Origin of the sequence: Cloacibacillus sp., from assembly GCA_036655895.1 — a bacterium.
In the GTDB taxonomy this organism is placed as follows: domain Bacteria; phylum Synergistota; class Synergistia; order Synergistales; family Synergistaceae; genus JAVVPF01.
In genome coordinates, this window is record JAVVPF010000007.1 from 19738 (window position 1) to 42583 (window position 22846).

The window sequence follows — 22846 nt, forward strand, 5'->3', positions numbered from 1 at the left end:
CTCTCTTATGGTCGCAACTGGGCAGGTATTACGTATCGAACGAAGTTCCAGCTATGACGGGGAAGGGTTGCGCACAGTCATCTTTCTCAAAGGCTGTCCTATGTCGTGTATCTGGTGTTCTACACCTGAATCGCAAAAAATTGTCAATGAGATTGGCTGCGATGATGTCAAGTGTCTGCGCTGCGGGCTATGCGTCAGTTTATGCCCTAATAGGGCCTTGAGCAAAAGCGCTCAGGGGGTGCCTAAAATGGCTGACGGGAAATGCAATGGCTGCGGTGAATGTGCGAAAAACTGTCCTACTAACGCGATTTCTTTATACGGCAAAAGTATGACCGCAGATGAAGTCGTGGCGGAGATCGCAAAAGACGAACTCTTATATTTTCACTCTGGAGGCGGCTTTACATTTAGCGGCGGGGAAGCATTGACGCAGCCAAAGTTTGTGGCGGAGGTTTTTAAACTCGCGATGCAGCGAGGTATCTCTGGAACTATTGAGACAAGCGCGTGCGTTCCTTGGGAAAATATTGCCGCGGTCGTTCCTTTGGTACCAAAGTTTTATGTTGATATCAAGCACATGGACCCTGTACGCCACAAAGAACTTACGGGACTTTCAAACGAAATCGTGCTTGACAATATCAGGAAAATTGACGGATGCGGATGCGATATAACCATTAGAGTCCCTGTGATACCAACAATTAATGACGGAGAAGACAATATAAAGGCAACAGCCGATTTTTGCAGGGGATTAAAAAATATTTCCGAGCTTGAACTGTTGGCGTACCATAAACTGGGTATGATAACTTATAGAAAACTTGGAAGAAAAATGGAATTAAACCATATGGAGCCTCCTAGCAAAAACGACATGCTTCAGATAGCACGACGCCTTAAATTGACGCTGCCTAGCCTCTCTGTTAAAATCAACGGAGGTGAAATTTAAGATTGAAAGGTGCATAAACATGGATCCGGTATTAAATAAAGATGATGCTTTGTATACACAAATCTATGACATATTAAAAGACAGGATCATGCGTGTGGAGTATTATCCCGGTTCCTTTCTGACTGAAGCCTCTGTTGCTAAAGAGCTTAATACCAGCCGTATGCCTGTTCGTGTTGCGATGCGCAAGCTTGAGAGCGAAGGTTGGCTTTTGGCGGATTTTAGGAAAAAAATAAGAGTACGTGAGATCACAGTTAAAGACGTCCATGAAATATACCAGCTGAGACAGTTGCTTGAAGTCTCTGCGTTAAAAGAAATTTTCAAAAAAGAGCTCACATGGGAGTACTCTTTTAAATTTGAAGAATGCCTGGTACGCCTCAAGGGTTCTGTAAATGATCAATATCAATGGGATTTTCACGAGACGGCCTTTCATCGCGAAATAGTTAAAGCTATGGAGAGCGACAGGATAGACCGCATATATAGAAACAACCAGGACGAACTGATACGCATCGGAATGCTGTGTAATAAACAACCGGCCCACTATGAAGTTATGCATGCGAGTATTGAGGCGTTTTTCCATGCTGTCAGAGAAAAGGATTTTGACAAAGCTCTTGAAATTTTAAACAAGGATCACATTGAGCTTGGATATCAGATGGGGATAGACAGAATCGCCGAATTGGAAAAGCTTAAGGTGAGAAAAAAATCCGGCTGAGTGTACGGCCCCATATAATAAACGGGAGGGCGAAATGCTTAACATAAGTGAAGTATATACAAAAGCGCCTACAGATGAACGCGGCGAGCTGGAAACAAAGGTATATAAGCTGCTAGACGAGTTAAAGATACCCTTTGAGCGCGTAGATAACGATACAGTCGAATCAATGGATGAATGTGTTGAAATAAGCGGTAAGCTGGGCGCCGAAATCAGAAAAAGCGTCTTTCTGTGCGATAGGAAAAAAAATAATTTCTATCTCGTCATAATGCCGGCGGCAAAATCCTTTAACACAAAGGTTTTCTGTGAAAAGCTTGATTGTCCGCGAGTGTCGTTTGCTCCGGCAGAGTGCATGAGCGAGATTTTGGGTGTATTGCCCGGCACCGCAAGTGTAATGAGCCTGATAAACGACGCGACGCTGCGCGTCAAGGTGGTAATTGATAAAGAGGTTGCAGACGCCGAGTGGTTTGCTTGCAACCCCGGCGCAAACACTACTCACATAAAGCTTAAGACCGCTCAAATGTTGGAATCGTTTCTTCCTTCTACGCGCCATAAGGCCGTTGTGGTTGAATTGTAAGTCTCCTATTATCCACCAACCTGTAAAAAAACCGCCGCGTTCTCTTTTTGGAAGAGGAGGCGGCAGTTTTTGTAGGTTGTAGTAGATTCGCGCAAACTGGGGTGGATTTAATAGAGCGAATTTTCTTTTGTTTTCATGCGCAGCTTGCCGATGAATCTTGCTATGCGCGTCATCGCCTCTTTTAGCTCTTCGATGGAGTAGGCGTAGGAGATGCGCACATGTTTGTCGCCGCAGTCGCCGAAGGCGTTGCCGGGAACGACGGCTACATTTTCAGATTTCAAAAGCTCTGTGCAGAATTCCTCTGAACCCATGCCGAACTCTGAAATGTCAGGGAAGACGTAGAAGGCGCCGTAGGGTTCAAAGCAAGGGAGCTGCATCTCTCGGAAGGCCTCCATCAGATAGCGGCGGCGCTGGTTGTAGGAGGCGGCCATCATATCGATGTCGCGGTCGCCGTTTCTCAGCGCGGAGACGGCGGCATACTGGCTCATCGTAGGCGCTGACATTATCCCGAACTGGTGTATCTTTACCATGTATTCCATTATCTGAGCGGGCGCGCAGGCGTATCCAAGGCGCCAGCCCGTCATTGCGTATGATTTTGAGAAGCCGTTGATAACGACTGTGCGCTCGCGCATTCCCGGCAGGGAGGCTATGCTTACGTGAGGCGCTTTATACGAGAGCTCGCTGTATATTTCATCGGAGATGACGAGCAGGTCGTTCTTGATTATTATAGGAACGAGCTTTTCAAGGTCCTCGCGCTCCATCACCGCGCCGGTCGGGTTGTTCGGGAAAGAGATGAGCAGCGCCTTCGTCTTCGGCGTCACGGCGGCTTCGAGCTGTTCCGGCGTAAGGCGGAACTCTGTCTCTGCGGAAAGCGATATCGGCACCGGCACCCCGTCGGAGAGCAGTATGCAGGGTTCGTATGAGACGAAGCAGGGCTGCGGAAATACTACTTCATCGCCAGGGTTAAGGACGGCGCGCAGCGCTATGTCGATGGCCTCGCTGCCGCCGACGGTGAGTACGATCTCATGCTTCGGATCATAGCTTATGCCGTATTTGCGGCGCATGTAGTGCGCAATTTCCTCTCTTAACTCAGGCAGCCCTGCGTTTGAGGTGTAGAAGGTGCGTCCCTTGTTCAGCGAATAGATGCCCTCTTCGCGGATGTGCCACGGGGTGTCGAAATCCGGCTCGCCTACGCCGAGCGAGATGACGTCCGGTATCTCGTTTGCGATGTCAAATAGGCGGCGGATGCCGGAGGGCTTTATTTTTTTTATTTTGTCACAGATGAAATCTCTCATGGCGTCACCTTCATTCTCATATCTCTTCTTGGGGCCGTGAAGAGCGTGCCGTGGTCCTTGTAGCGCATAAGGACGATGTGCGTCACGGTGCTCTGCACCTCTTCCAGTACGGCGAGGCGCGAGGCGACGAAGTGCGCTATCTCCTTCATGGTGGCTTTTTTGAGTATGACGGTGAAGTCATATCCGCCGGACATGAGGTAGAGCGATTCTACTTCGGGATACTGGTAGATTTTTTCCGCGATGCGCTCAAAGCCTTCACCGCGCTGGGGGGAAACTTTAAGCTCGATGAGCGCTGAGATGGTTTCGTCGTCGGTCTTGTCCCAGTCGACAAGCGCGTGGTAGCCGCAGATGACGCGCTCCTTTTCCATTATTTCTATCTCGTTTTTTACCTCTATGATGTCAAGGTCGAGCATAACGGCGATTTCTTTTGGAGTGTATCTGGCGTTCTGTTCAAGAAGCCGCAGTATCTCTTCCCTTATTTTGCTTTTGTCCATTATTAAACCTCCGTCTGCGAGAATATAAGCGTTAATTTTGAGCCTTTTTGCCGCGGACGTCAAGTATAAATATCAATATTTAAATAAATAGCGCAAAAATAAATATATTTTAAGCCAAAATTGCTTGGGGCCTCAAATGCGCGCTGTATAAGAGGGCAAAACAATAAAAGAGCGGCTTCAGCGCGCCTTTCGCCGTCACTTTGGCAAAGTCCGGCGCGCTGTTAGCGTCCGTGTTTTCTTACGATTTTGGCAAGAATTATTATTTTAGCAGAGCGGCGCTCCATTCGTCCTCTTTGAACCCGGCAAGCGCGCCTCCGTCGCAGACGAGCAGCGGACGCTTGACCAGCATTCCGTCTGAGGAAAGCAGCTTTATCTGTTCCGCCTCTGGCATCTGCGGCAGCTTGTCTTTTAGGCCCAGCTCTTTGTATGAATTGCCGCTCGTGTTGAATAATTTTTTTAGCGGCAGTTTCGAGGCGGTGAGTATATTTTTTATCTCATCCTCGTTTGGGCCGTCGGTCTTTATGTTGCGCTCTTCAAAGGCGACGTGGTGTTCTTCAAGCCATGCACGGGCTTTTTTACAGGTGCTTCACTGCGGGTAGCAAAATAACAGCATTTTACGGGCCTCCATGTTTTTAGACGTGATGCAGTTATGATACATCAAACGCGGCGTTACGCAAGAAAAGACGTTCCCTCGCCGTTTGCGCGAGGGAACGTCCGTTGGCTCTTCTTTATCTCCGCGCTATCGGCGGACTTTAGTTTAGGGACTCTATTTTTTTTATCGCGGCGTCCAGCGTCTGCGGGATATAAAATTCTATGTTGCCGGAGTCGCAGAGGGCGGCTATTTCTGGTGAGATTGGTATCTGCCCCAGGAAATCTATGCCGTATTTCTCCGCTGTGGCCGCGGTCTTTCCCTCGCCGAACGGGAAGAGTTTTTTGCCGCAGTCTGGACACTCCAGATAGCTCATGTTTTCAACGATGCCGAGGATGGGGATGTTCATCTCTTTTGCCATGCGCATCGCCTTTTCGACGATCATCGAGACAAGCTCCTGCGGCGAGGTGACGATGATGATGCCGTCTACGGGGAGCGACTGGAATACTGTAAGCGGCACGTCGCCCGTTCCCGGAGGCATGTCGACGAACATATAATCTTCGTAGCTCCATATTACGTCGCTCCAGAACTGTTTGACGACGCCGGCGATAGCGGGGCCGCGCCAGATTACGGGGGTCGCCTTGTCTTCTACGAGCAGGTTGACGGAGATCATGTCTATGCCGCTCTTTGAGTGCTGCGGCACTATCCCTGAGGCGTTTGCGGAGGCGAGCGCCTCTACGCCGAACATTTTAGGTATAGACGGGCCTGTGATGTCCGCGTCAAGAATGGCGCACTGGCTGCCTTTTCTCTGCATCGCGGAAGCAAGAAGCGAAGTGACGAGCGATTTGCCGACGCCGCCCTTTCCGCTGACTACGCCTATCACTTTTTTAACGTCGCTCAGCGCGTTGGCCGGCGCGCTGAAATCAGGCCGCTCCGCCTCGGAGCACTTTTGACCGCAGCTTCCGCAGTCATGCGTACACTCTTCATTTGCCATTTGAGCATCTCCTTGTCTTTAGTGAAAAGAAACGCCGCGAAACTTACGCTGGCGCTTTATGTCCGTTAAGATATTAGCCAAATTGAGATGGTATGTCAAATGCCGCACAGAGCGCGCGCACCGATTCGTCAATCTTGTCTTCCGGCGTCGCCGCAAAAAAGAGCAGCAGCTCTCCGGAGGCTCCGTCCGGCTGCCAATCTACGGCGATGCCGGCCGCGTCAGCTCTTTCCCGCAGCACGTGCGCCTGCTCTTGGAAGCGTAGCGCGTATGAGGTGGCCGTCTCCAGCAGCCGGAAGGAGGCCTGCGCTCCGAAATATTTTTCAAGCGCCGCCGCCATGAGCCGGCTTTTTCTGAGGTATGCCTTCCTGCTTCGCCTCAGGTGGCGTTCAAGATGGCCCTCTTTGATGTACGTGGCAAGCGCCAGCTGTTCCACCTTGCTTGCGGTCTGGTCGTAAAGCTCCGCCTTCGCCGCGCAGTCCGCGGAAAGCGTCTGAGGCAGCGCCATGTAGGCTATGCGTACGGAGGGCAGCAAAAGCTGCGAAAAACTGCCGATGTAGACGATGTTTTCCGGCGCGAGCGGCTGCATCGCGGGCATAGGCCTGTTGCAGTAACGGAGTTCGCCGTTGTAGTCGTCTTCGACGATGAGCCGCGCCGTGCCCCGCGCCCAGCCGCAGAGCATGGCGCGCCGCGCCGCCGTTTCCCCAAGAGGACTCGGCGCGTGCTTCGACGATATCTCAATATAGAGCCGGGCCTCCGCAAGCGCCTCTTTAAGACTGTTTTCTCCCGCGGCGGTCGTCACCTGCCAGCCGTTGTCCGCAAGCACGCGTTCGGCCTGCTCAAAGCCGGGCCGCTCGATTACTGCCGTGCCCGCACCTCCGATGGCCCTCAAAAGCAGCGACAGCAGCTCCTGCGTGCCGGAGCCTACTATAATGTTTTTCCATGAGCATGCAACGCCCCTCGCCTTGTAGACGTATGACGAAAGTTCCCTGCGCAGAGCCTCCTCGCCGCACGGCTCTCCGCGCGATATTATTTCGCCACGCTCTTTAAGCGCCGCCCTCAGGCATTTACTCCACAGCTCTATGTCGGCAAGAGCAGGGTCAACGCGCCCCGTGCGGAAATCGCAGCGGATGTTTTTTGCGCCGCCTCCGCCTATGGCGCTTTGCTTCCCGCCCTCCCGCTTTGAGCGCCGCGCTGTGAAGTAACCGCTCTTCGGGCGGCTTTCGATGTAGCCCTCAATAAGAAGCTGCGCGTAGGCGTTTTCAACCGGCGAGCGGCTTACGCCAAGGCCTCCGGCCATTTCCCGTATCGAAGGCAGACGAGTGCCTGCTTGAGCGGCGCCGCCTTCTATCCACGCGGCAAGCTCGTCGTATATCTGTCTCCAAAGCGCCACGCCGCAGCCTGCGTCTATCCTGATAAAGTCGAAGATCATCATGTCACCATCTGTCATTGTAAATTAATTGATATTTATACATTGCACCAATGACAATTTTATCATATAAAAGAGTCAGCACAGCTGTGAAATACTTTTTAAGGAAGTCTACTGCAATGACGACAAATGAACAGATCAAACTAAACCGCGGCCTGGCCCAGATGCTCAAAGGCGGCGTAATAATGGATGTCACTACGCCGGAGCAGGCGCAGATAGCGGAGGCGGCGGGCGCCTGCGCGGTGATGGCGCTTGAGCGTATTCCGGCGGATATCCGCGCGGCGGGCGGAGTGTCGCGTATGAGCGACCCGATGATGATAAGGGGCATCCAGCGCGCCGTCTCGATACCGGTGATGGCGAAATGCCGCATCGGACACTTTGCCGAGGCGCAGATACTGGAGGCGATCGATATCGACTATATCGACGAGAGCGAGGTGCTTAGCCCGGCGGATGACCGTTGTCACATCGACAAGACGAAGTTTCGCGCCCCATTCGTCTGCGGCGCGAGAAACCTCTCCGAGGCGCTGCGGCGCATTGCAGAGGGAGCCTCGATGATACGGACGAAGGGGGAGCCTGGCACTGGCGACGTTGTGCAGGCGGTGCGCCACATGCGGGCCGTGCAGTCGGAGTTGGCGCGAGTGTCGGCAATGCGCGCGGACGAACTGTTTGAGGCGGCGAAGGAGCTTGCGGTGCCGTGCGAACTGCTCTTTGAGGTGCACGAAAGCGGCAGGCTGCCTGTTGTAAATTTCGCGGCGGGCGGCATAGCCACTCCGGCGGACGCGTCGCTTATGATGCAGTTGGGCGCGGAGGGCGTCTTTGTCGGAAGCGGCATCTTCAAGTCCGGCAACCCTGAAAAACGCGCGGTGGCTATCGTACAGGCCGTCACAAACTACAAGGACGCAAAACTGCTTGCCTCCGTCTCCGAGGATTTGGGCGGCGCTATGGTTGGGCTCAACGAAAGCGAAGTAGCTCTGCTCATGGCGGAGCGCGGAAAATAATGAGCAGCGGGCCGAAGGTTGGCGTTTTGGCCGTGCAGGGCGCCTTTGCGGAGCACTGCGCGGCGCTTGAAAAATTGGGCGCGCGGGCCGTCGAGCTTCACGCTCTCCGCGACATAGAGGGTATTGACGCGCTGATACTGCCGGGCGGCGAAAGTACGACGCAGGGGCGGCTTCTGCGTTCTACGGGTCTTTTTGCTCCGCTTAAAAAACGCATAGAAGAGGGAATGCCAGTCTGGGGCACTTGCGCCGGCATGATACTGCTTGCTTCGCGTATAGAAAACGATGTGGCGCGGCATTTTTCGGTGATGGATATAACCGTCGGCAGAAACGGCTACGGCAGGCAGCTGTCAAGCTTTAGCGCGCGCGGCTGCTTTGCGGGGACAGAAAATATTGAGATGCCCTTCATACGCGCCCCTAAGATAACGGCCATAGGCGCGGGCGTAGAGATACTTTCGGAATACGGCGGCTTTGCCGTGGCCGTTCGCGAAAAAAATATGCTGGCTTCTGCCTTTCATCCTGAAATAACGCAAGAGCTTTGCGTCCACGAATATTTTTTGTCTATGATAAAGCCGTGAGGCAAAAAACAGGGCGTCCCTCGTGGGACGCCCTGCACCTTTATACGAACGCCGTTGCCGACGTTGGTTTTTACGAGAGCTATTCTTTTACGCCGATCATTACGTCGGAGGCCTTGATGATGGCAGCCGCCTTTACTCCGGCCGCAAGCGCCAGTCTTTCCGCGCTTGCCATTGTGATGATGGAGGCTATCTCCTCGCCGCTTTCAAGCGTGATCAGAACTTCCGCGTTCACCGCGCCGTGGTTTACGGCGGCAACCGTGCCTTTGAGCTGGTTGCGCGCGGAGAGCCTGAGGCCGCCCGGTTCTTCGCCTATCATCACGTTGGAGGCTTTGATCACGGCGTAGACCTCTTTTCCGGCTTCAAGTCCCAAACTGTCCGAGCTTGCCGTCGTGATTATCGAAGTGAGAAGCGTTCCCTTTTCGAGGCGCATATCTATCTCATTGTTGACCGCGCCCTTTTTTACCTCTGTAACTGTCGCCTTTAGCTGATTGCGTGCGCTTAGCTGCATGATTTTTTCCTCCTTGTGGTTTAGTCTTATTATTATAACGTAACGTGCGGTTTATTTAAACCGAGTTGCACGTGTGGAGTTTAGAATGGCAAGCAGCGCCACCCCGACGTCGGCGAATACCGCCTCCCAAAGCCCGGCAAGCCCCGCTATTCCCAGTATAAGGAAGGCGCCCTTTACGCCAAGCGCCATTACTACGTTTTCCCATACGATTATTCTTGTTTTTTTCGCGATCCGCAGCAGTTCCGCCACCTTTGACGGCGAGTCGTCGAGAATCACGGCGTCCGCCGCTTCGACCGCAACCTGCGAGCCAAAGCCGCCCATTGCGATGCCCGTCTCCGATGTGACGAGCACGGGGCCGTCGTTCACGCCGTCTCCGACGTATATAGTTTTTTTAGTGTCGCCGCCGCATAGCTCTTTCAGCGCGTCAACCTTGTCGCCCGGCAGCAGTTCCGCCTTGAATCCGTCAAGCTTCACGGCTGCCGCTACGCTCGCCGCAGTCTCTCTGCGGTCTCCGGTCAGCATATAGACGTTTCTTATGCCAAGCTCGTGCAGCTCGCGCACTGTGCGCGCCGCGTCGTCACGGATGGAGTCGGCAACGATTATAGAGCCGATGTATTTTTCGTTCTTCACGACGTGGACGATCGTTCCGTGCCCTTCGACTTCGGGCGCTTTCACGCCGTATTCGTCAAGCAGAGCAGCATTGCCCGCGAGTATCGTAACTTGCCCCTCTTTATAGATCATTCCCCTGCCGGGCGCCTGAGTTATGGAAGCTCCGGCCGGCAGAGGATGTTCCCCCGCCGCAGCCGATATTGCGGCCGCCACCGGGTGCGTCGAGCCGCTTTCGGCAAGCGCCGCCGCCTCAAGCAGCTCCTCGCAGGTTACGCCGCAGGCTGGCGCAATCTTTGCGATGGTGAACTTGCCGTAGGTGAGCGTGCCGGTCTTGTCAAAGACGGCTATCTCGACGTTTCCAACGGCGTCGAAGACGTTCGCCCCCTTGACGAGGATGCCGTTCTTCGAGGCGGCGCCGATGCCGCCGAAATATCCAAGAGGGATGGAGATGACGAGCGCGCAGGGGCACGAGATGACCAGAAGCACCAGACCGCGGTATATCCACTCATGCCACGTGCCGTGGCCCAAAAGCGGAGGCAGCGTCATTACGGCGGAGGCGAGGAAAAAGACCGCCGGCGTGTACCATTTCGAGAACCGCGTTATAAAGCGTTCCGTCGGCGATTTATGTTCGACCGCCTGCTGCACCATCTCCAGCATCCTCGAGATGGTGGAATCCTCAAACGGGCCGGCCGCGCGTATCAGCAGCACGCCGTCCAGCGAGAGCGTACCGCCGTGCACCCTTGCGCCTGCGGAAGAATACACGGGCATAGATTCGCCAGTTATAGCAGATGCGTCTATCTGCGCGGCGCCGCTGATTATCTCGCCGTCGATTGGTATTATTTCCCCCGGCAGCACCTGCACTATGTCGCCTTCCGCTATTTCCCCCGGGTCCGTATCTATTATTTTGTCGTCCACCACAAGACGCGCTGTCATCGGTTTCTGGGCCAGCAGCGCCTTTATGGAACGGCGCGAGTTTGATGAGGCGCGCTCCTGAAAGGCCTCGCCCAGCCTGTAAAAGAGCATGACGCCCACAGCCTCCGACATCTCGCCTATGGCAAGAGCCGCAAGCGTAGCGCCGCCCATCAGCGTGAACTCGTTGAAGAGGTCTCTGCGCACGACGGCGCGCAGCATCTGGCGCAGCACAGTCCAGCCCGTGGCCGCGTAGAGCGCGACAAAGAGCGCGTCAAAAGCCCATTTAGGGGCTATGCCGGGCGCAAATTCCTCCGCGGCAAGCGCCGCGAGAAAAATAGCGCCGCATACCGCAAGAAAAATCAGCTCGCGCCGAAATTCGCCTTGCTCCTCTTTCTCGTCGGCTTCGTTTTCCGCAAATATATTGTCAACTACGTGGCACGAGGCGCAGCCGCAGGCCGTGTCGTGTCCGTGCACATGGTGGTGCGCGCACTCGACATCTTCACAGGCGCCGCAGCGTTCGGCGCTTTCTGCGCAGTGTTCGTGCGTGTGGACGTGCTCCTCTTCGTGACAATGTTTATCTTCGTGCTCGTGATTGCAGCTCATTTTGCCTTTGTTCCTCCAGTTTCGTGCGTAAACAGTTAAAAAAAAGAGCCGCTTGAGAGCGGCTCATAAAATCAACTTAAGCAAATTCTATCGTGTCGCCTGTTTTTACCGTGCCGCCCTTGATCACCTTAGTGAAGATGCCCTTCTTCGGCATGATGCACTCGCCGGTTTTTTTGAAGACCTCGCAGTGCGAATGGCATTCCTTGCCTATCTGAGAGACCTCCAGCAGCGTCTCGCCGACCTTCAGCATGTCGCCTATTTTGAGCTGGCTCAAGTCGAAACCCTCCGTTGTGAGGTTTTCGGCGAAGCTGCCCGGGATAAGGTCCGGCAGTTTTTCCATCATCGTGCGGATGTCCTCCATTGAAATGAGGCTCACCTGGCGGTGCATGAAGCCCTTGTGCGCGTCGCCCTCGATGCCCAGCCCTTCGACCAGCAGTCCGCGGCCCACATCGTGCTTTATCATGCCCTTTTCCGGTGCGGTGCAGACGGCGATTATCTTTCCGCGCGCTTCTTTATTCTGCGACACGGTGATCGTCCCCCACGAATCTTTCTTCTTCCTCTTCCTGCTGAGTGCCGTCGGCGCCCTCGTTAGTAATTGTGTTCTTCGGAGGCTTGAAGCCCTCTGGAAGCTTTCCGTCGCGGCGCATGTAATAATCGGCCACCGCGGCCTCAATGCCCTCCTGCGCAAGCAGCGAGCAGTGCAGCTTTACGGGCGGCAGTCCGCCAAGTTCGTCCGCTACCTCTTTGTTTGTTATCTTGAGCGCGTTTTCTATCGTTCTGCCCTTTGCCAGCTCCGTCACCATCGAGCTGGTGGCGATAGCTGCGGCGCAGCCGAAGGTCTCAAACTTGATGTCTTCGATAACCTCGGTCTTGGGATCTATTTTAAGATATATCTTCATTACGTCGCCGCAGGTGGGGTTGCCCACTTCGCCTATGGCCGAGGCGTCTTCCATCTTTCCTGAGTTGCGCGGATTCATAAAATAATCTATTACCTTCTGATTGTACATGTTTTCATCTCCTGTATATCAAATCTTTTATTTTTTATTGTAGAAGGGCGACATCGCGCGGAGCTTTTCAACGATGACGGGGAACTTCTCCAGCACGTAGTCGATGTCTTCCTTTGTAGTGTCGTGGCTCATCGTAAGGCGGACGGAGCCGTGCGCGGTGGTGTGGTCGATGCCCGTCGCAAGCAGCACGTAGCTGGGTTCAAGGCTTCCCGAGGTGCAGGCAGATCCGCTTGAGGCTGCGATGCCCGCCGCATCAAGAAGCAGCAGCATCCCTTCGCCTTCGATATACTTCACAGTGAAGCTTGTGTGGAAGGGAAGCCTCTTGTCGCCTGCCGCACCGGTCAGGTGCGATTCCGGGATCCTTGAAAGCACGCCCTCGATGAAATAGTCGCGAAGTTCGGCAAGTTTTTTGTCCTCGCCGTTTGCAAGGCGCGCCTTTGCTATCTCCGCCGCCTCGCCGAAGCCTACTATGCCGGGGACGTTTTCCGTGCCGGAGCGGAGGCCGAACTCCTGGCCGCCGCCGTGCAGCGTCGGGATCAGCTTGATGCCCTTGCGCACGTAAAGAGCGCCCAGCCCCTTCGGGCCGTACATCTTATGCGCCGCCATCGTCATCATGTCGATCGGAAGCTCCTGCACGTCGATTGCGATGTGTCCCGTAGCCTGCACCGCGTCCGTATGGAACATGACGCCGTGCTTCCTGCATATTTCTCCAAGTTCCTTTATTGGCTGGATAGTGCCTATTTCATTGTTCGCAAACATTATCGAAGCAAGGATGGTGTCGGGGCGGATGGCCGCCTCCAGCTCCTTTGGGTCGACCATTCCTTTGTCGTCCACTGGCAGTATAGTATATTCAAAGCCCATCTTGCCCAGCCATTTCACCGTATCCAATATTGCGTGATGTTCGATGGCCGTTGTGATAATGTGATTTCCCTTGCCCTTTTCCTTAAGCGCCCATGCCGCGCCCTTGATGGCCAAGTTGTCCGCTTCGCTGCCCGCGCCCGTGAATACGATGTCGGTCGGCTTTGCGTTGATGAGCGACGCGACCTGCCCGCGCGCCTTGTCTATCGCCGCCCGTGATTCGCGGCCAAACTTATGCAGGCTGTTTGGGTTGCCGTACTTTTCTGAAAAATAGGGAATCATGGCTTCTCTAACTCTGGGGTCTACCTTTGTTGTTGCTGAATTGTCCAAATACACTTCACGCGGTTCCATGAATATCACCTCATAGATTAAATTATTTAATTATTTTTATATTTTTTGCCGCAGCGGCACTCAGGCCGGCAACAGTTATTCTCAGACTGGTTGACGAGATCGCGGAAGGTCGTTCCGTCGTAGACCGACTCCAGAGCGACGCGCGCCTTTTCCCACAGAGGGCGGAAAACGCAGTCGTCGTAAAAGGAACAGTCGTCTTCGTCGCGCGTGGTGCATTCGACCGGCCCCAGCGGGCCCTGGACGAAGCGTATCACCTCGCCTACCGTTATTGCATCGGCAGGTTTTGCAAGAAAATATCCGCCGTCCTTGCCGCGCGCGGAATCGACAAAGCCAGCGCTCTTTAAGCTGCTCAGAATGTTTTCGAGAAAGCGCACGGGGATGCCCTGCGCCTCAGCAACCGCGCCTATCTTGCACGGGCCGTCGCTTTGACGCTTCGCCAACTCAAATATCGCCCTTAATGCGTACTGACATTTTTGTGTTATCGCCATTATCCTCACCTTCTCTACCAACTTGGTAGAGATTACAACGGCTTCGTTTATTTGTCAATATATCAAAAACCGATTTTAAAAAAATCGCCTCCTTATATCTTATAATAGTACAAGAAATTTCAAACAACGGGGTGCGCAGATGAAGCTTGCTAAGATAAAGCATAATGGGACGGAAGAGACGGCGTTTGTTATTTCGCGGGGGTTTGTGGGACTTGCGCGTTTTAATGAAGAAAAGCGCGCCTTTTGGGAGACTGATTTTGAGAGGCTCATCAATGGGCCCGATCTTGCGATGCTCAACAGATGGTATATGGCGGGGGGCCGCTCGATAGTGGAGAACATCAGCCGAAAGTTTATCGTGCCGGCGGAAGAGGCTTGCGTCGTCGGCGAAGTTTTTGCGACGGAGGACGAAGGCCGCGCGTAGATTACGCTACTAAAACGAGGCCGCCCCGCGGAGAGTTTCTCCAAACGGGGCGGCCTCGTTATTTTTATGGCAGAGCGGCTAGAAGCCGGAGCCTTCTGTGGTGAACATGCTTTCGTAGGAGCCGGGGATCTGCAGCTTTTTGCGCAGTTGTATCTTTGGCATTCCGACTACCACTATGCCGGAGGCGGGGTCTACATGGTAGCGCGCGGCGTCGGCTACAGGGTCGTAGCCGATGGAGGTGCCGGCCGGGATGTGATTGTGCGCGTCAACTATGACGCGGCGCAGGCGGCAGTTTTCTCCGATGTCGACGTTCTGTCCGATTATCGTTTCTTCGATGACTGAGCCTGAGTTTATCACGCAGTTGCGCGAGAGCACGCTTTTGCGCACGTAGGCGCCAAGCACGCGGCTTGCCTCGGCGCGAAGGCATCCGTCCACGGAGCAGGAGTGATCCTTGTCGGGATAGGTGAAGCCGGGCGGGTCTGAGAAGGAGACTGTGCGTATCGGCCACTGAGGGTTGTACAGCGAAAGCGCCGACGGGTGGTGCAGCAGGTCCATGTGCGCCTCCCAGTAGGCCTTGATGCTTCCTACGTCTTTCCAGTAGGGCCTGTCGCCGCCTGGCAGCACGTTGGTGGAGAAGTCGTAGGCCATCAGCTTGTAGCCTTTGAAGAGCAGCGGCAGTATGTCGCGCCCGAAGTCGTGGGTGCTGTCTTTGCGTTCGTTGTCGGAGAGCACCGATTCCTCAAGTATCTCGCGCTCAAAGATGTAGTTTCCCATCGAGACGAAGCTGTAGCCGGGACGTCCCGGTATCTCAGGCGGCACGGCCGGCTTTTCGACGAAATCTATTATGCGCCCGTCTTCGTCCGTCGCGATGCAGCCGAACTGGCTCGCCTCGGACGAGGGAACGACATAGGCGGCCACTGTGACGTCGGCCTTGTTGTCCATGTGATATGCGAGCATCTGTTCCACGTCCATTTTATAAACGTGGTCCGCCGCGAAGATGCAGATGCGGTCGGCGTCAAAGAGCGTTATAAGGTGCATGTTCTGGAAGATGGCGTCGGCGGTTCCTTCGTACCATCGTTCGCCGTCCCACATCTGCGCCGGTACTACGTTGACGAAGAAATCGCGTCCGCGCAGAGCGCCGCCGAACTGCCAGCCTTTGCCTATGTGTTCGTGCAGCGACTGGCTCTTGAACTGGATGAGGCAGTATATTGAGAAGAGGCCGCTGTTTACCATGTTTGAAAGTGCGAAGTCTATGATGCGGTATTTCGCGGCGAACGGCACAGCCGGCTTCGCCCTGTACCTCGTAAGCGGCATGAGGCGTTCTCCCTTGCCTCCGGCAAGGACCATGCCCAGCACACGTCCGTATTTGCCTTGTATCATAATAAGCCCTCCTTTTGTGATGAGGATTTGCGCCTGTTTTGATAGTTTCAGCTATTTCTAATTTCTTGATTTATTTTATACAACTTATCGCTAAATGTCTATTGTCAGGATGTAATAATGCTGTGATAAAGCTCAGCGTATTCCTTTGCGGAGCTGTTCCATGAGAAATCTTTTTTCATGGCGTTCCTGACTATGCGGTTCCATCTTTCGTCGTCGGTCTTTGCTTCAAGCGCGCGGTTGAGCGCCTCTTCAAATTCCGCGATGCTGTAGTCTGTGAATACGAAGCCGGTGCCGTCGGGAGAGGCGTCGGCGTCTATTACCGTGTCCGCGAGGCCGCCTGTGGCGCGCACTACCGGCACTGTGCCGTAGGCGAAGGCTATTAGCTGCGAGAGGCCGCACGGCTCAAAGAGCGACGGCATCACTAAAATATCGCCCGCGGCGTAAGCCAGGTGCGCGCTCTCCTCGCTGAACTCCGTTACGGTGCGCACGGACTCTGGGTGTCTTTGCGCGAAGTCCGCCAGTTTTCTGTTGTACATCTCGCTGCCGGAGCCGATTATCAGCGCGTAAATTTTATCCGGCATGAAGCGTTCCAGCGCGTCCAGCATGATGTCGACGCCTTTTTGTTCCGTGAGGCGTCCGACGAAGATGACGAAGGGCCGCCCGTCGTCCGTTATGCCGAATTTTTCCATCGCGGCGCGGCGGCAGCTTTTTTTGCCCTCTCTGTGCGCTATGTCGTAGTGCGCGGGCAGAAGCGGGTCTTTGTGCGGGTTCCAGACGTCGTAGTCTATGCCGTTTAAGATGCCGGAGAGTTTTGTTTTGTTTGCGGAGACTACGCCGTCAAGCCCAAACCCTCCGTCCTCCGTCTGTATGTCCCACGAATAGTTGGGGCTGACGGTGGTTATGGCCTCCGCCGTGTTTATTGCGCCCTTCATGAGGTTCAGTTGTCCGTAAAATTCCATTGAGGCGGGGTCTGCGGCGGAGAAGGCCTCTTCTTTGAAGCCCCAGCCGGGGAGGCATTCTCTCTGAAACAGCCCCTGATGCGCCATGTTGTGTATGGTGTAGGCGGTGTCGTAGTCCGCCGCCATTTTTGAATAGTGCTTGTGCCATTTGAGCGCGCTCGGTATTATGGCGGCCGGCCAATCGTGCGCGTGGATTATCTGCGGCTTCCACCGCGCCGCGCGCGCCAGCTCGAATGACGCGTAGGAGAGACATAGCATCGGCTCCGCAGTCTGTCCGTTCATTCTTTCGGGATAGATATTTTCGTCGCAGAACAGCTCGTCATTTTCCAGAATATAGATCGGAAGGCCGTCAAGCTCCGCGCGCCACAGCTTCGCCGTAAGGGCGCGCCAGTTTATGGCGATTGCGATAGAGCCGATGGGGCGGCTGTGCAGAGCGCCCAAAGCGCGCGCTTTTTCCAGCACGCCGGGCCAGCCCGGCATCAGCACGCGCGCGTCGACGCCCGCTCCGCGAAGCGCCTTGGGCAGAGAGCCGACAACGTCGCCAAGGCCGCCCTTTTTGGCAAGAGGCGCGCATTCCGGCGCTACGTGCAGGATTTTAGTTATGAACTGATCTGAGTTTTTCATGCCGGCCCCCGCGTTAGTGTCCGCGGAAAACGGTACCATAAGCCTTTTCACAATATTCGTGCACCACCCTGTGAGTATTGAAGTAGCTTGCGTTCACCGCTATTGCGAATTTCATCATGCTTATCCACTTTGCGCGGTTCGTGTAATAAGTGGGGATTATCTTCTCCTCAAGCTTATTATAGAGGTCGACCGCGTCCTCCGCCTCATTATACTCCACCATTTCGTTTTCGGTAGGCTCCGGCCCGATGGCCCAGCCCGTTCTGCCCTCGATGCAGCCCTCTATCCACCAGCCGTCCAGCACGGAGAAGTTCATGACGCCGTTGTGGACGCACTTCATGCCGCTCGTGCCTGAGGCTTCGCGCGGACGCATCGGCGTGTTGAGCCAGAGGTCCACGCCCGCGGTTATCACCTTGGCGGGGCCCATGTTGTAATTTTCGATGAAGACTACCGGTATCGTAGTCCCAAGCTCCGCCGATATTCTGTTTATCTTCTGGAGTATATCCTTGCCGGGTTCGTCGTGCGGGTGCGCCTTGCCGGAAAAGACGAACTGCACTTTGCCGCCGCCCACTTCCACGAGGCGTTTTATGTCTGAGAAGACGAGGTCCGCACGCTTGTAGGTGGCCGCGCGTCGCGCGAATCCTATTGTCAGCACGTCGGCGTCTAGCTCCTGCCCGGTCTCTTCAAGCACCAGAGCAAGCAGCTTCATCTTCGCCGCCTGATGCGCCTTCCATATTTCGTCGTTTGGTATGTGCAGCGCCTGCATGAGGCGCGAAGGGTCGTTGCGCCAGCCGGGGATGTGTTTGTCGTAGAGGCGCGCGAAGCTCGGAGAGGTCCACGTCGTCGTATGCACGCCGTTTGTCACCCAGTCTATAGACTGGTCGCTGAACATAGCGCGGCTCACCATCGCGTGTTTGTGAGAGACGCCGTTTACGTAGCGCGAGAGCTTGAGCGCGAGGTCCGTCATGGAAAGGCCGCTGCCGCCGATGTTCTGGCGCAGTATCTGCGCGAAGTTCCCGTCCAACACCTCGTTTATCAGGTCGTACGAGAAAAAGTCGTGTCCCGCAGCCACTGGCGTGTGCGTCGTGAAGATGACCTGATTCTTTACCTTTTCGAGGTCCCCGTAGCCCTGCTCGCGCAGCAGCTCCAGCGTGATGAAGCCCGCGTGACCCTCGTTCAGGTGGAAGGTGGTGACGTTGCGGAAGCCCATGTCGCGCAGCAGCCGCAGGCCGCCTATGCCAAGTATCAGCTCCTGACATAGGCGGTATTTGTTGTCTCCGCCGTAAAGCTCCGCAGTAAGCTGTCTGTCCTCAGGGCAGTTCTCCGGCAGGTCCGTGTCGAGGAAGAATATCGGAAGCGAGTGCCCCGACTGGCCCACCAACGTATAGCACCACACGCCTACGCTTACGGGACGGTTGTTCATTGTGATCGTGATCCGGTTTGGCAGCTGCGTCATAAATTCGCGCGGGTTCCACTCGACGGGGTATTCCGTCTGACGCCCCTCTTTGTTTATCTTCTGGGCGAAGTAGCCCTTTTTGTAGAGCAGCGTAATTCCTACCATAGGCACTCCAAGATCCGCGCCGCTTTTTAAAATATCTCCGGCAAGCACGCCCAGGCCGCCTGAATAGGTCGGTATCTCAGGCATGAGCGCTATCTCCATTGAAAAATAGGCGATGTTTCTAAAGGCTGGGTCGCACTCAAGAGTTGAAAGCAGCGACGCCGCAAGGTTTGTTCCAAAATTCATGCCCGTTACACTCTCCAATCCATTGTTCTCCGATTTTGTTTCGTAGGCAACTTCTTCTTTTTCTTCTTCTTTGAGCCGCGGCATCACCGCAAGCTCCGCCACGACCACGGCGTTTGGATATTCCGCCGTATTGCCGCGCGCCTCTTTTAAATCTTCGATAAGGCCGGATATAATATCTTTGCCGGCGGCGTGCGAGGCAAGCTGCGCCGCGCGCACCGCGCAGGCAATGGCCTGTTTCGTCTCCACTCCCGCTATGTCGTTGAAAAACCAGCCGCACGAGGTGTACATGAACATGCGCATACGCTGCATTTCAAGCATCTCCGCCGTCCTGTCGGCCGCGGCTTCTGATATTCCGTCCAGCCTGCCGGCTACGAAAGCTCTTTTTTGCGCCGTTCGTTCTTCTTTTGAAAGATGGAGGCCGCATCTGTAAAGCTCTATCGCCTCGTTGCGCAAAGCCCAGGGGTCGCCGTATTCCCGCACGGCCTCTTCGTAAATCTCGTCGACGCGCGCGGCAAGCTGGTCAAAAGCAAAACGCAGCGGCCCGCGCCATTTCTGGTTCCAGCCGGCCTCTCCGCCGGTGCTGCATCCGCAGTCCGAGCGCCATCTTTCAACGCCGTGTACGCAGGACCATGAGGTGTTTTCCTCAATGACGCACCGCGCCCGCGCCGGATGTTTTTCTATGAACTCCGCTATCGAAGGCAGCGAAACGTTTGGTGCGGATGCTGTCTGTTCAAAAAAGCGCGCAAGCGCCATCTCTCCGAATTTATGGTGGTGGCCGTAGCTTTCGCCGTCCGTCGCAGTAAGCAGCAGCCGGTCGTCGCCCTCCGCCGCGGCCCGCATCACCGTTTGCGCAAAAAGGTCGCCGTTGTTGAGCAGCCCTCCGAAGGCGATGTCGCGGGCAATTCCGTCGTGATAAAAAATTATCGTGATGGAGCGCCCTGAGGGCAGAGTGCAGAGGTAGGGCCTCGTGACGTCGAGACCAGCACCGCCCGGCGTTGGGTGTGTGCCGTTTTCGTCGATGACCGCGCGGCACTGACGCGGCGCAAGAATGGTAAATTTTATCCCGCAGCAGGCGAGCGTCTCTAGCGTCTGTGTGTTTGCCGCAGTCTCCGGGAGCCACATCCCCTCCGGAGCGCGCCCGAACCTGTACCGAAAATCCTCTATGCCCCATATCGTCTGCGTAAGCCGGTCGCTGTCCGAAGCAAGCGGCATTATGATATGGTTGTAGGCCTGCGCAATGGCCATCCGTCCAGAAGAGGTGATAAGATGATAGAGCGCCGCGTCGCGGCCCTCTATCCACCGATGCAGCGTAGGCCCGAAATCAAAACTCATCTGGGAGTAGTTGTTTATTATGGATTTTATCCGCCCGTCGCCGCCCAATATTTTTGCGCAGCTGTTAGGCTGATAGCACTCGGCGTAAATTCTTTCGTTCCAGTCGTGCGCGGGAGCCGCAGTCGCGTCCCGCGGCACGTCGCCGCTCCATGGGTCCTCCCGTGTAGGCTGATAAAAATGCCCGTGTATAACAATATTTATCAAGTGCGTTCCCCTTATTTCCCAGAAAATTTTAATTGCCATAACCATTTTGCATGTTATTATTATACTATTAAAAATCTATAAATTTTAAAGAGTTAGTTAAGATGTTGTAAAATCAGGCTTTTCCCACAGGGAGGAATTGGGATGCTCGAAGATCTTTCGGCTCACGTGCTCGATATTTCCGAAAACAGCACGAGGGCCGGCGCAACTGAGATAGAGGTCACGATAAAAGAGGACGAAAAAGAAGATCTGCTGCTCTTTTCCGTGAAGGACAACGGCAAAGGCATGACGCCCGAGTTTGTGGCGAAGGTGACGGATCCGTTCACCACGACGCGCACGACGCGCCGCGTAGGTATGGGGCTGCCCTTTTTGCGTCAGTCCTGCGAACTGTGCGGCGGCGGCCTTCAAATCGAGTCCGAAGTCGGAGTAGGCACAAAAACCACGGCGACCTTCATGCTCTCAAGCGTAGACAGGCCTCCCCTTGGAGACGTCGCCGCCTCCGTTATGACTTTGATAATGGGCGCGCCCGCGGTCCACTGGGTCTACAGACATTCCATAAACGGCATGGAGTATGTGATGGACACGGACGAGATAGTGGAGGCGCTGGACGGCGACCGCGATATGCTCGCCTCGCCCGACGTCGGCCTCTGGATAATGGAGACGATAAAAAGCGAACTTTGCGCGCTGCGTCAGGGGCAAACTGCGTAAACATCCGAATCGGGGCCCCAAAGATTATCATTTCTGCGGAATATCTCATGGCAGGACTTGAATTTTTTGAATCGCCTACTATAATGCGTCTTAAAGACGAATAGACTTGAATTTCCCTGCTGGGTGCGTGCGTCATGGGTTGAGTCTTGAGCCAACAACTAATCCCGTTTGGGATGTTCTCCGAAGGCGGAGGAGATACTTTTTGTATCGACCAAGTTAAGCGGAAACCTCCCTTATCCTTTATTAGGATCGGGTCAAGGCCTCCCATGCACGGCTCCGCGGGGGTTTATACTTATAAAAAGAGGTTTGCGCGAAATTTTCGGCAAACCTCTTTTCGTTATTTTTATCGTTATTTTTATTTCAGTCTGTATATCCCAATTCTTTTTTTGTCTTTTCTATATCGGCGGCGGTCGTCTCTATCCACCGTTTAAGCTTATCCTCGGGGATTTTCTGGGATTTCGGGTCGTTAAGCAGCGTATCCAGCTTCTTTTGCTGGATCTTCAGCCACTCGACCTTTGATTCGCGGGCTTCTATGTCCGAAACGGCGTTGCCGCGTTCGCCGTCGTCTTCCTTAACAAAGGCTCGGCTCATGACAGTCCCCCCTTTTGTTTTATATTGTCTCCCTGGAGAATGGGAGCTTCTCGTTCTTTTCCACTATCACTACCTTCATCTTGGGCTTTACATACTTCACAAGGTCCTCGATGTCGGCGTTGCGCAGGCGCACGCAGCCGTGAGTGGCCCACCTGCCCACGGACCACGGGGCGTTTGTCCCGTGAATGGCTATCTCCCATTTGTTATAAAAGGATATGAGCTTCGTGCCGTAGACGCCCGCCTTCGCCTCGCCCGGTTCGTCAAACCACGCCGGATCGAATACAAGTTTTTCCGCGTCCGGTATCACCCTGTAAATGGTGAAGGTGCCAGTGGGAGTTATGAGGTCCATGCGCGAAGTCTTCTCCTTGCCTCTGCCCTTGCCGATAGATACCGGCCAGCTCTTTACAACGCTTTCGCCCTTTACCAAAGAAAGTCTGAGCTGCTGCTTGTTTATCCGGATCCAGTATTCATCCTGCTTTGGGTTCCATTGAGCGGCTGAGGCGGCCGCCGCGAAAAGGAAAATCAAAAGAACCGCTGAAAGAAAAATCTTTTTCATAAGAACACTCCATTTTTTTAAAACTGGTTCATATTATACAACATTATCCTAAGGTTGAAAAACACAAATGACCGAAAGGCACATCTCGCATTTTGCGGTTTGTCGATAAGTTACTTCTAAAAGCAAATTTCGTATCCCATTGACTAAATGGCGTATTTGCGTATATTATATGCACAAATCAAATAAGTACTGCGGATTTTTGGGAATCAGGTGAAAAACCTGAACGGCCCCGCCACTGTAACCGGGACGAAAGCGCATATGCCACTGAAGAGATTCGGGAAGGCGCGCCAGTAGGACGAACGGAAGCCAGGAGACCTGTCCGCAACAGAGAGTTGAGACAGTTTCTGCGCGGGCGGAGATTGCCGCTTTGCGTCACACTCCTTCCTCTTCGACGCATAAACTCACAAGG

Annotated in this window: 22 protein-coding genes, 1 pseudogene and 1 riboswitch; of the genes and pseudogenes, 7 read left to right on the forward strand and 16 right to left on the reverse strand. The window is 54.4% G+C overall.

Going from position 1 to position 22846, the window contains the following annotated elements:
- Positions 1 to 7: 7 nt before the first annotated feature.
- The 3 genes from RRY12_03605 to RRY12_03615 are packed head-to-tail and all read left to right on the forward strand — an operon-like array spanning position 8 to position 2217.
- Positions 8 to 934, forward strand: a complete 927-nt coding sequence (locus tag RRY12_03605) for a glycyl-radical enzyme activating protein (GenBank protein MEG2183741.1) — start codon at positions 8 to 10, stop codon at positions 932 to 934.
- A 19-nt stretch (positions 935 to 953) separates the two neighbouring features.
- Positions 954 to 1643, forward strand: a complete 690-nt coding sequence (locus tag RRY12_03610) for a GntR family transcriptional regulator (protein ID MEG2183742.1) — start codon at positions 954 to 956, stop codon at positions 1641 to 1643.
- A gap of 34 nt (positions 1644 to 1677) precedes the next feature.
- Positions 1678 to 2217 carry a prolyl-tRNA synthetase associated domain-containing protein gene (locus RRY12_03615; protein MEG2183743.1) on the forward strand — a complete coding sequence of 180 codons (540 nt, stop codon included), beginning with the start codon at positions 1678 to 1680 and terminating at the stop codon, positions 2215 to 2217.
- 107 nt (positions 2218 to 2324) lie between these two features.
- Here the strand turns inward: RRY12_03615 and RRY12_03620 are convergent, their stop codons facing one another.
- The 5 genes and pseudogenes from RRY12_03620 to RRY12_03640 form a co-directional block, all read right to left on the reverse strand.
- Complete coding sequence (locus RRY12_03620) at positions 2325 to 3512, reverse strand: aminotransferase class I/II-fold pyridoxal phosphate-dependent enzyme (GenBank protein ID MEG2183744.1); 1188 nt, start codon at positions 3510 to 3512, stop codon at positions 2325 to 2327.
- A complete protein-coding gene (locus RRY12_03625) occupies positions 3509 to 4006 on the reverse strand; it encodes an Lrp/AsnC family transcriptional regulator (GenBank protein MEG2183745.1) in 498 nt (165 codons plus the stop codon). Before RRY12_03625 ends, RRY12_03620 begins: the two co-directional genes overlap by 4 nt.
- A 259-nt stretch (positions 4007 to 4265) precedes the next feature.
- A pseudogene (locus tag RRY12_03630) lies at positions 4266 to 4577 on the reverse strand (Spx/MgsR family RNA polymerase-binding regulatory protein).
- 181 nt (positions 4578 to 4758) lie between these two features.
- Positions 4759 to 5589: an Mrp/NBP35 family ATP-binding protein gene (locus RRY12_03635; GenBank protein MEG2183746.1), complete on the reverse strand. Its 831-nt coding sequence runs from the start codon at positions 5587 to 5589 to the stop codon at positions 4759 to 4761.
- Positions 5590 to 5662: 73 nt separating this feature from the next.
- The gene (locus RRY12_03640) at positions 5663 to 7021 is read right to left on the reverse strand and encodes a PLP-dependent aminotransferase family protein (GenBank protein ID MEG2183747.1); all 1359 of its coding nucleotides are present in this window, start codon (positions 7019 to 7021) and stop codon (positions 5663 to 5665) included.
- A 113-nt stretch (positions 7022 to 7134) separates the two neighbouring features.
- On the opposite strand from RRY12_03640, the gene pdxS reads away from it, so the two are divergent.
- Together pdxS and pdxT are read left to right on the forward strand one after the other, a co-directional pair.
- Positions 7135 to 8013 (forward strand): pyridoxal 5'-phosphate synthase lyase subunit PdxS, encoded by an 879-nt coding sequence (pdxS, locus tag RRY12_03645; protein ID MEG2183748.1) that lies wholly within the window; start codon positions 7135 to 7137, stop codon positions 8011 to 8013.
- On the forward strand, positions 8013 to 8588 hold the full coding sequence (pdxT, locus tag RRY12_03650; protein ID MEG2183749.1) for a pyridoxal 5'-phosphate synthase glutaminase subunit PdxT: 576 nt from the start codon (positions 8013 to 8015) through the stop codon (positions 8586 to 8588). The genes pdxS and pdxT overlap by 1 nt, the downstream gene beginning before the upstream one ends.
- 79 nt (positions 8589 to 8667) lie before the next feature.
- Here the strand turns inward: pdxT and RRY12_03655 are convergent, their stop codons facing one another.
- From RRY12_03655 to RRY12_03680, 6 genes are all read right to left on the reverse strand, one after another.
- Entirely contained in the window at positions 8668 to 9096 is a 429-nt protein-coding gene (locus tag RRY12_03655; protein MEG2183750.1) for a TOBE domain-containing protein, read from the reverse strand.
- A 51-nt stretch (positions 9097 to 9147) separates the two neighbouring features.
- Positions 9148 to 11220 (reverse strand): heavy metal translocating P-type ATPase, encoded by a 2073-nt coding sequence (locus RRY12_03660; protein MEG2183751.1) that lies wholly within the window; start codon positions 11218 to 11220, stop codon positions 9148 to 9150.
- 76 nt (positions 11221 to 11296) lie between these two features.
- Positions 11297 to 11746, reverse strand: a complete 450-nt coding sequence (locus RRY12_03665) for an MOSC domain-containing protein (GenBank protein ID MEG2183752.1) — start codon at positions 11744 to 11746, stop codon at positions 11297 to 11299.
- The gene (locus RRY12_03670; GenBank protein MEG2183753.1) at positions 11733 to 12227 is read right to left on the reverse strand and encodes an iron-sulfur cluster assembly scaffold protein; all 495 of its coding nucleotides are present in this window, start codon (positions 12225 to 12227) and stop codon (positions 11733 to 11735) included. Before RRY12_03670 ends, RRY12_03665 begins: the two co-directional genes overlap by 14 nt.
- Before the next feature lie 27 nt (positions 12228 to 12254).
- Positions 12255 to 13436, reverse strand: a complete 1182-nt coding sequence (gene nifS, locus RRY12_03675) for a cysteine desulfurase NifS (GenBank protein MEG2183754.1) — start codon at positions 13434 to 13436, stop codon at positions 12255 to 12257.
- Positions 13437 to 13462: 26 nt separating this feature from the next.
- Complete coding sequence (locus tag RRY12_03680) at positions 13463 to 13924, reverse strand: Rrf2 family transcriptional regulator (protein MEG2183755.1); 462 nt, start codon at positions 13922 to 13924, stop codon at positions 13463 to 13465.
- A 139-nt stretch (positions 13925 to 14063) separates the two neighbouring features.
- Here RRY12_03680 and RRY12_03685 point away from each other — a divergent pair, with 139 nt between their 5' ends.
- Positions 14064 to 14345, forward strand: a complete 282-nt coding sequence (locus RRY12_03685; protein MEG2183756.1) for a hypothetical protein — start codon at positions 14064 to 14066, stop codon at positions 14343 to 14345.
- A gap of 78 nt (positions 14346 to 14423) precedes the next feature.
- On the opposite strand, the gene glgC is transcribed toward RRY12_03685, so the two are convergent.
- The 3 genes from glgC to glgP form a co-directional block, all read right to left on the reverse strand.
- The gene (glgC, locus tag RRY12_03690) at positions 14424 to 15725 is read right to left on the reverse strand and encodes a glucose-1-phosphate adenylyltransferase (GenBank protein MEG2183757.1); all 1302 of its coding nucleotides are present in this window, start codon (positions 15723 to 15725) and stop codon (positions 14424 to 14426) included.
- A 104-nt stretch (positions 15726 to 15829) separates the two neighbouring features.
- Positions 15830 to 17308 carry a glycogen/starch synthase gene (locus RRY12_03695; GenBank protein MEG2183758.1) on the reverse strand — a complete coding sequence of 493 codons (1479 nt, stop codon included), beginning with the start codon at positions 17306 to 17308 and terminating at the stop codon, positions 15830 to 15832.
- A 13-nt stretch (positions 17309 to 17321) separates the two neighbouring features.
- Entirely contained in the window at positions 17322 to 20585 is a 3264-nt protein-coding gene (gene glgP, locus RRY12_03700; protein ID MEG2183759.1) for an alpha-glucan family phosphorylase, read from the reverse strand.
- 141 nt (positions 20586 to 20726) lie between these two features.
- On the opposite strand from glgP, the gene RRY12_03705 reads away from it, so the two are divergent.
- Complete coding sequence (locus RRY12_03705; protein MEG2183760.1) at positions 20727 to 21290, forward strand: ATP-binding protein; 564 nt, start codon at positions 20727 to 20729, stop codon at positions 21288 to 21290.
- A gap of 360 nt (positions 21291 to 21650) precedes the next feature.
- Here the strand turns inward: RRY12_03705 and RRY12_03710 are convergent, their stop codons facing one another.
- Together RRY12_03710 and RRY12_03715 are read right to left on the reverse strand one after the other, a co-directional pair.
- Positions 21651 to 21881: a hypothetical protein gene (locus RRY12_03710; protein ID MEG2183761.1), complete on the reverse strand. Its 231-nt coding sequence runs from the start codon at positions 21879 to 21881 to the stop codon at positions 21651 to 21653.
- Positions 21882 to 21900: 19 nt separating this feature from the next.
- Positions 21901 to 22437 carry a L,D-transpeptidase gene (locus RRY12_03715; protein MEG2183762.1) on the reverse strand — a complete coding sequence of 179 codons (537 nt, stop codon included), beginning with the start codon at positions 22435 to 22437 and terminating at the stop codon, positions 21901 to 21903.
- 176 nt (positions 22438 to 22613) lie between these two features.
- Positions 22614 to 22775: riboswitch (cobalamin riboswitch) on the forward strand.
- The last annotated feature ends 71 nt before the right edge of the window (positions 22776 to 22846 follow it).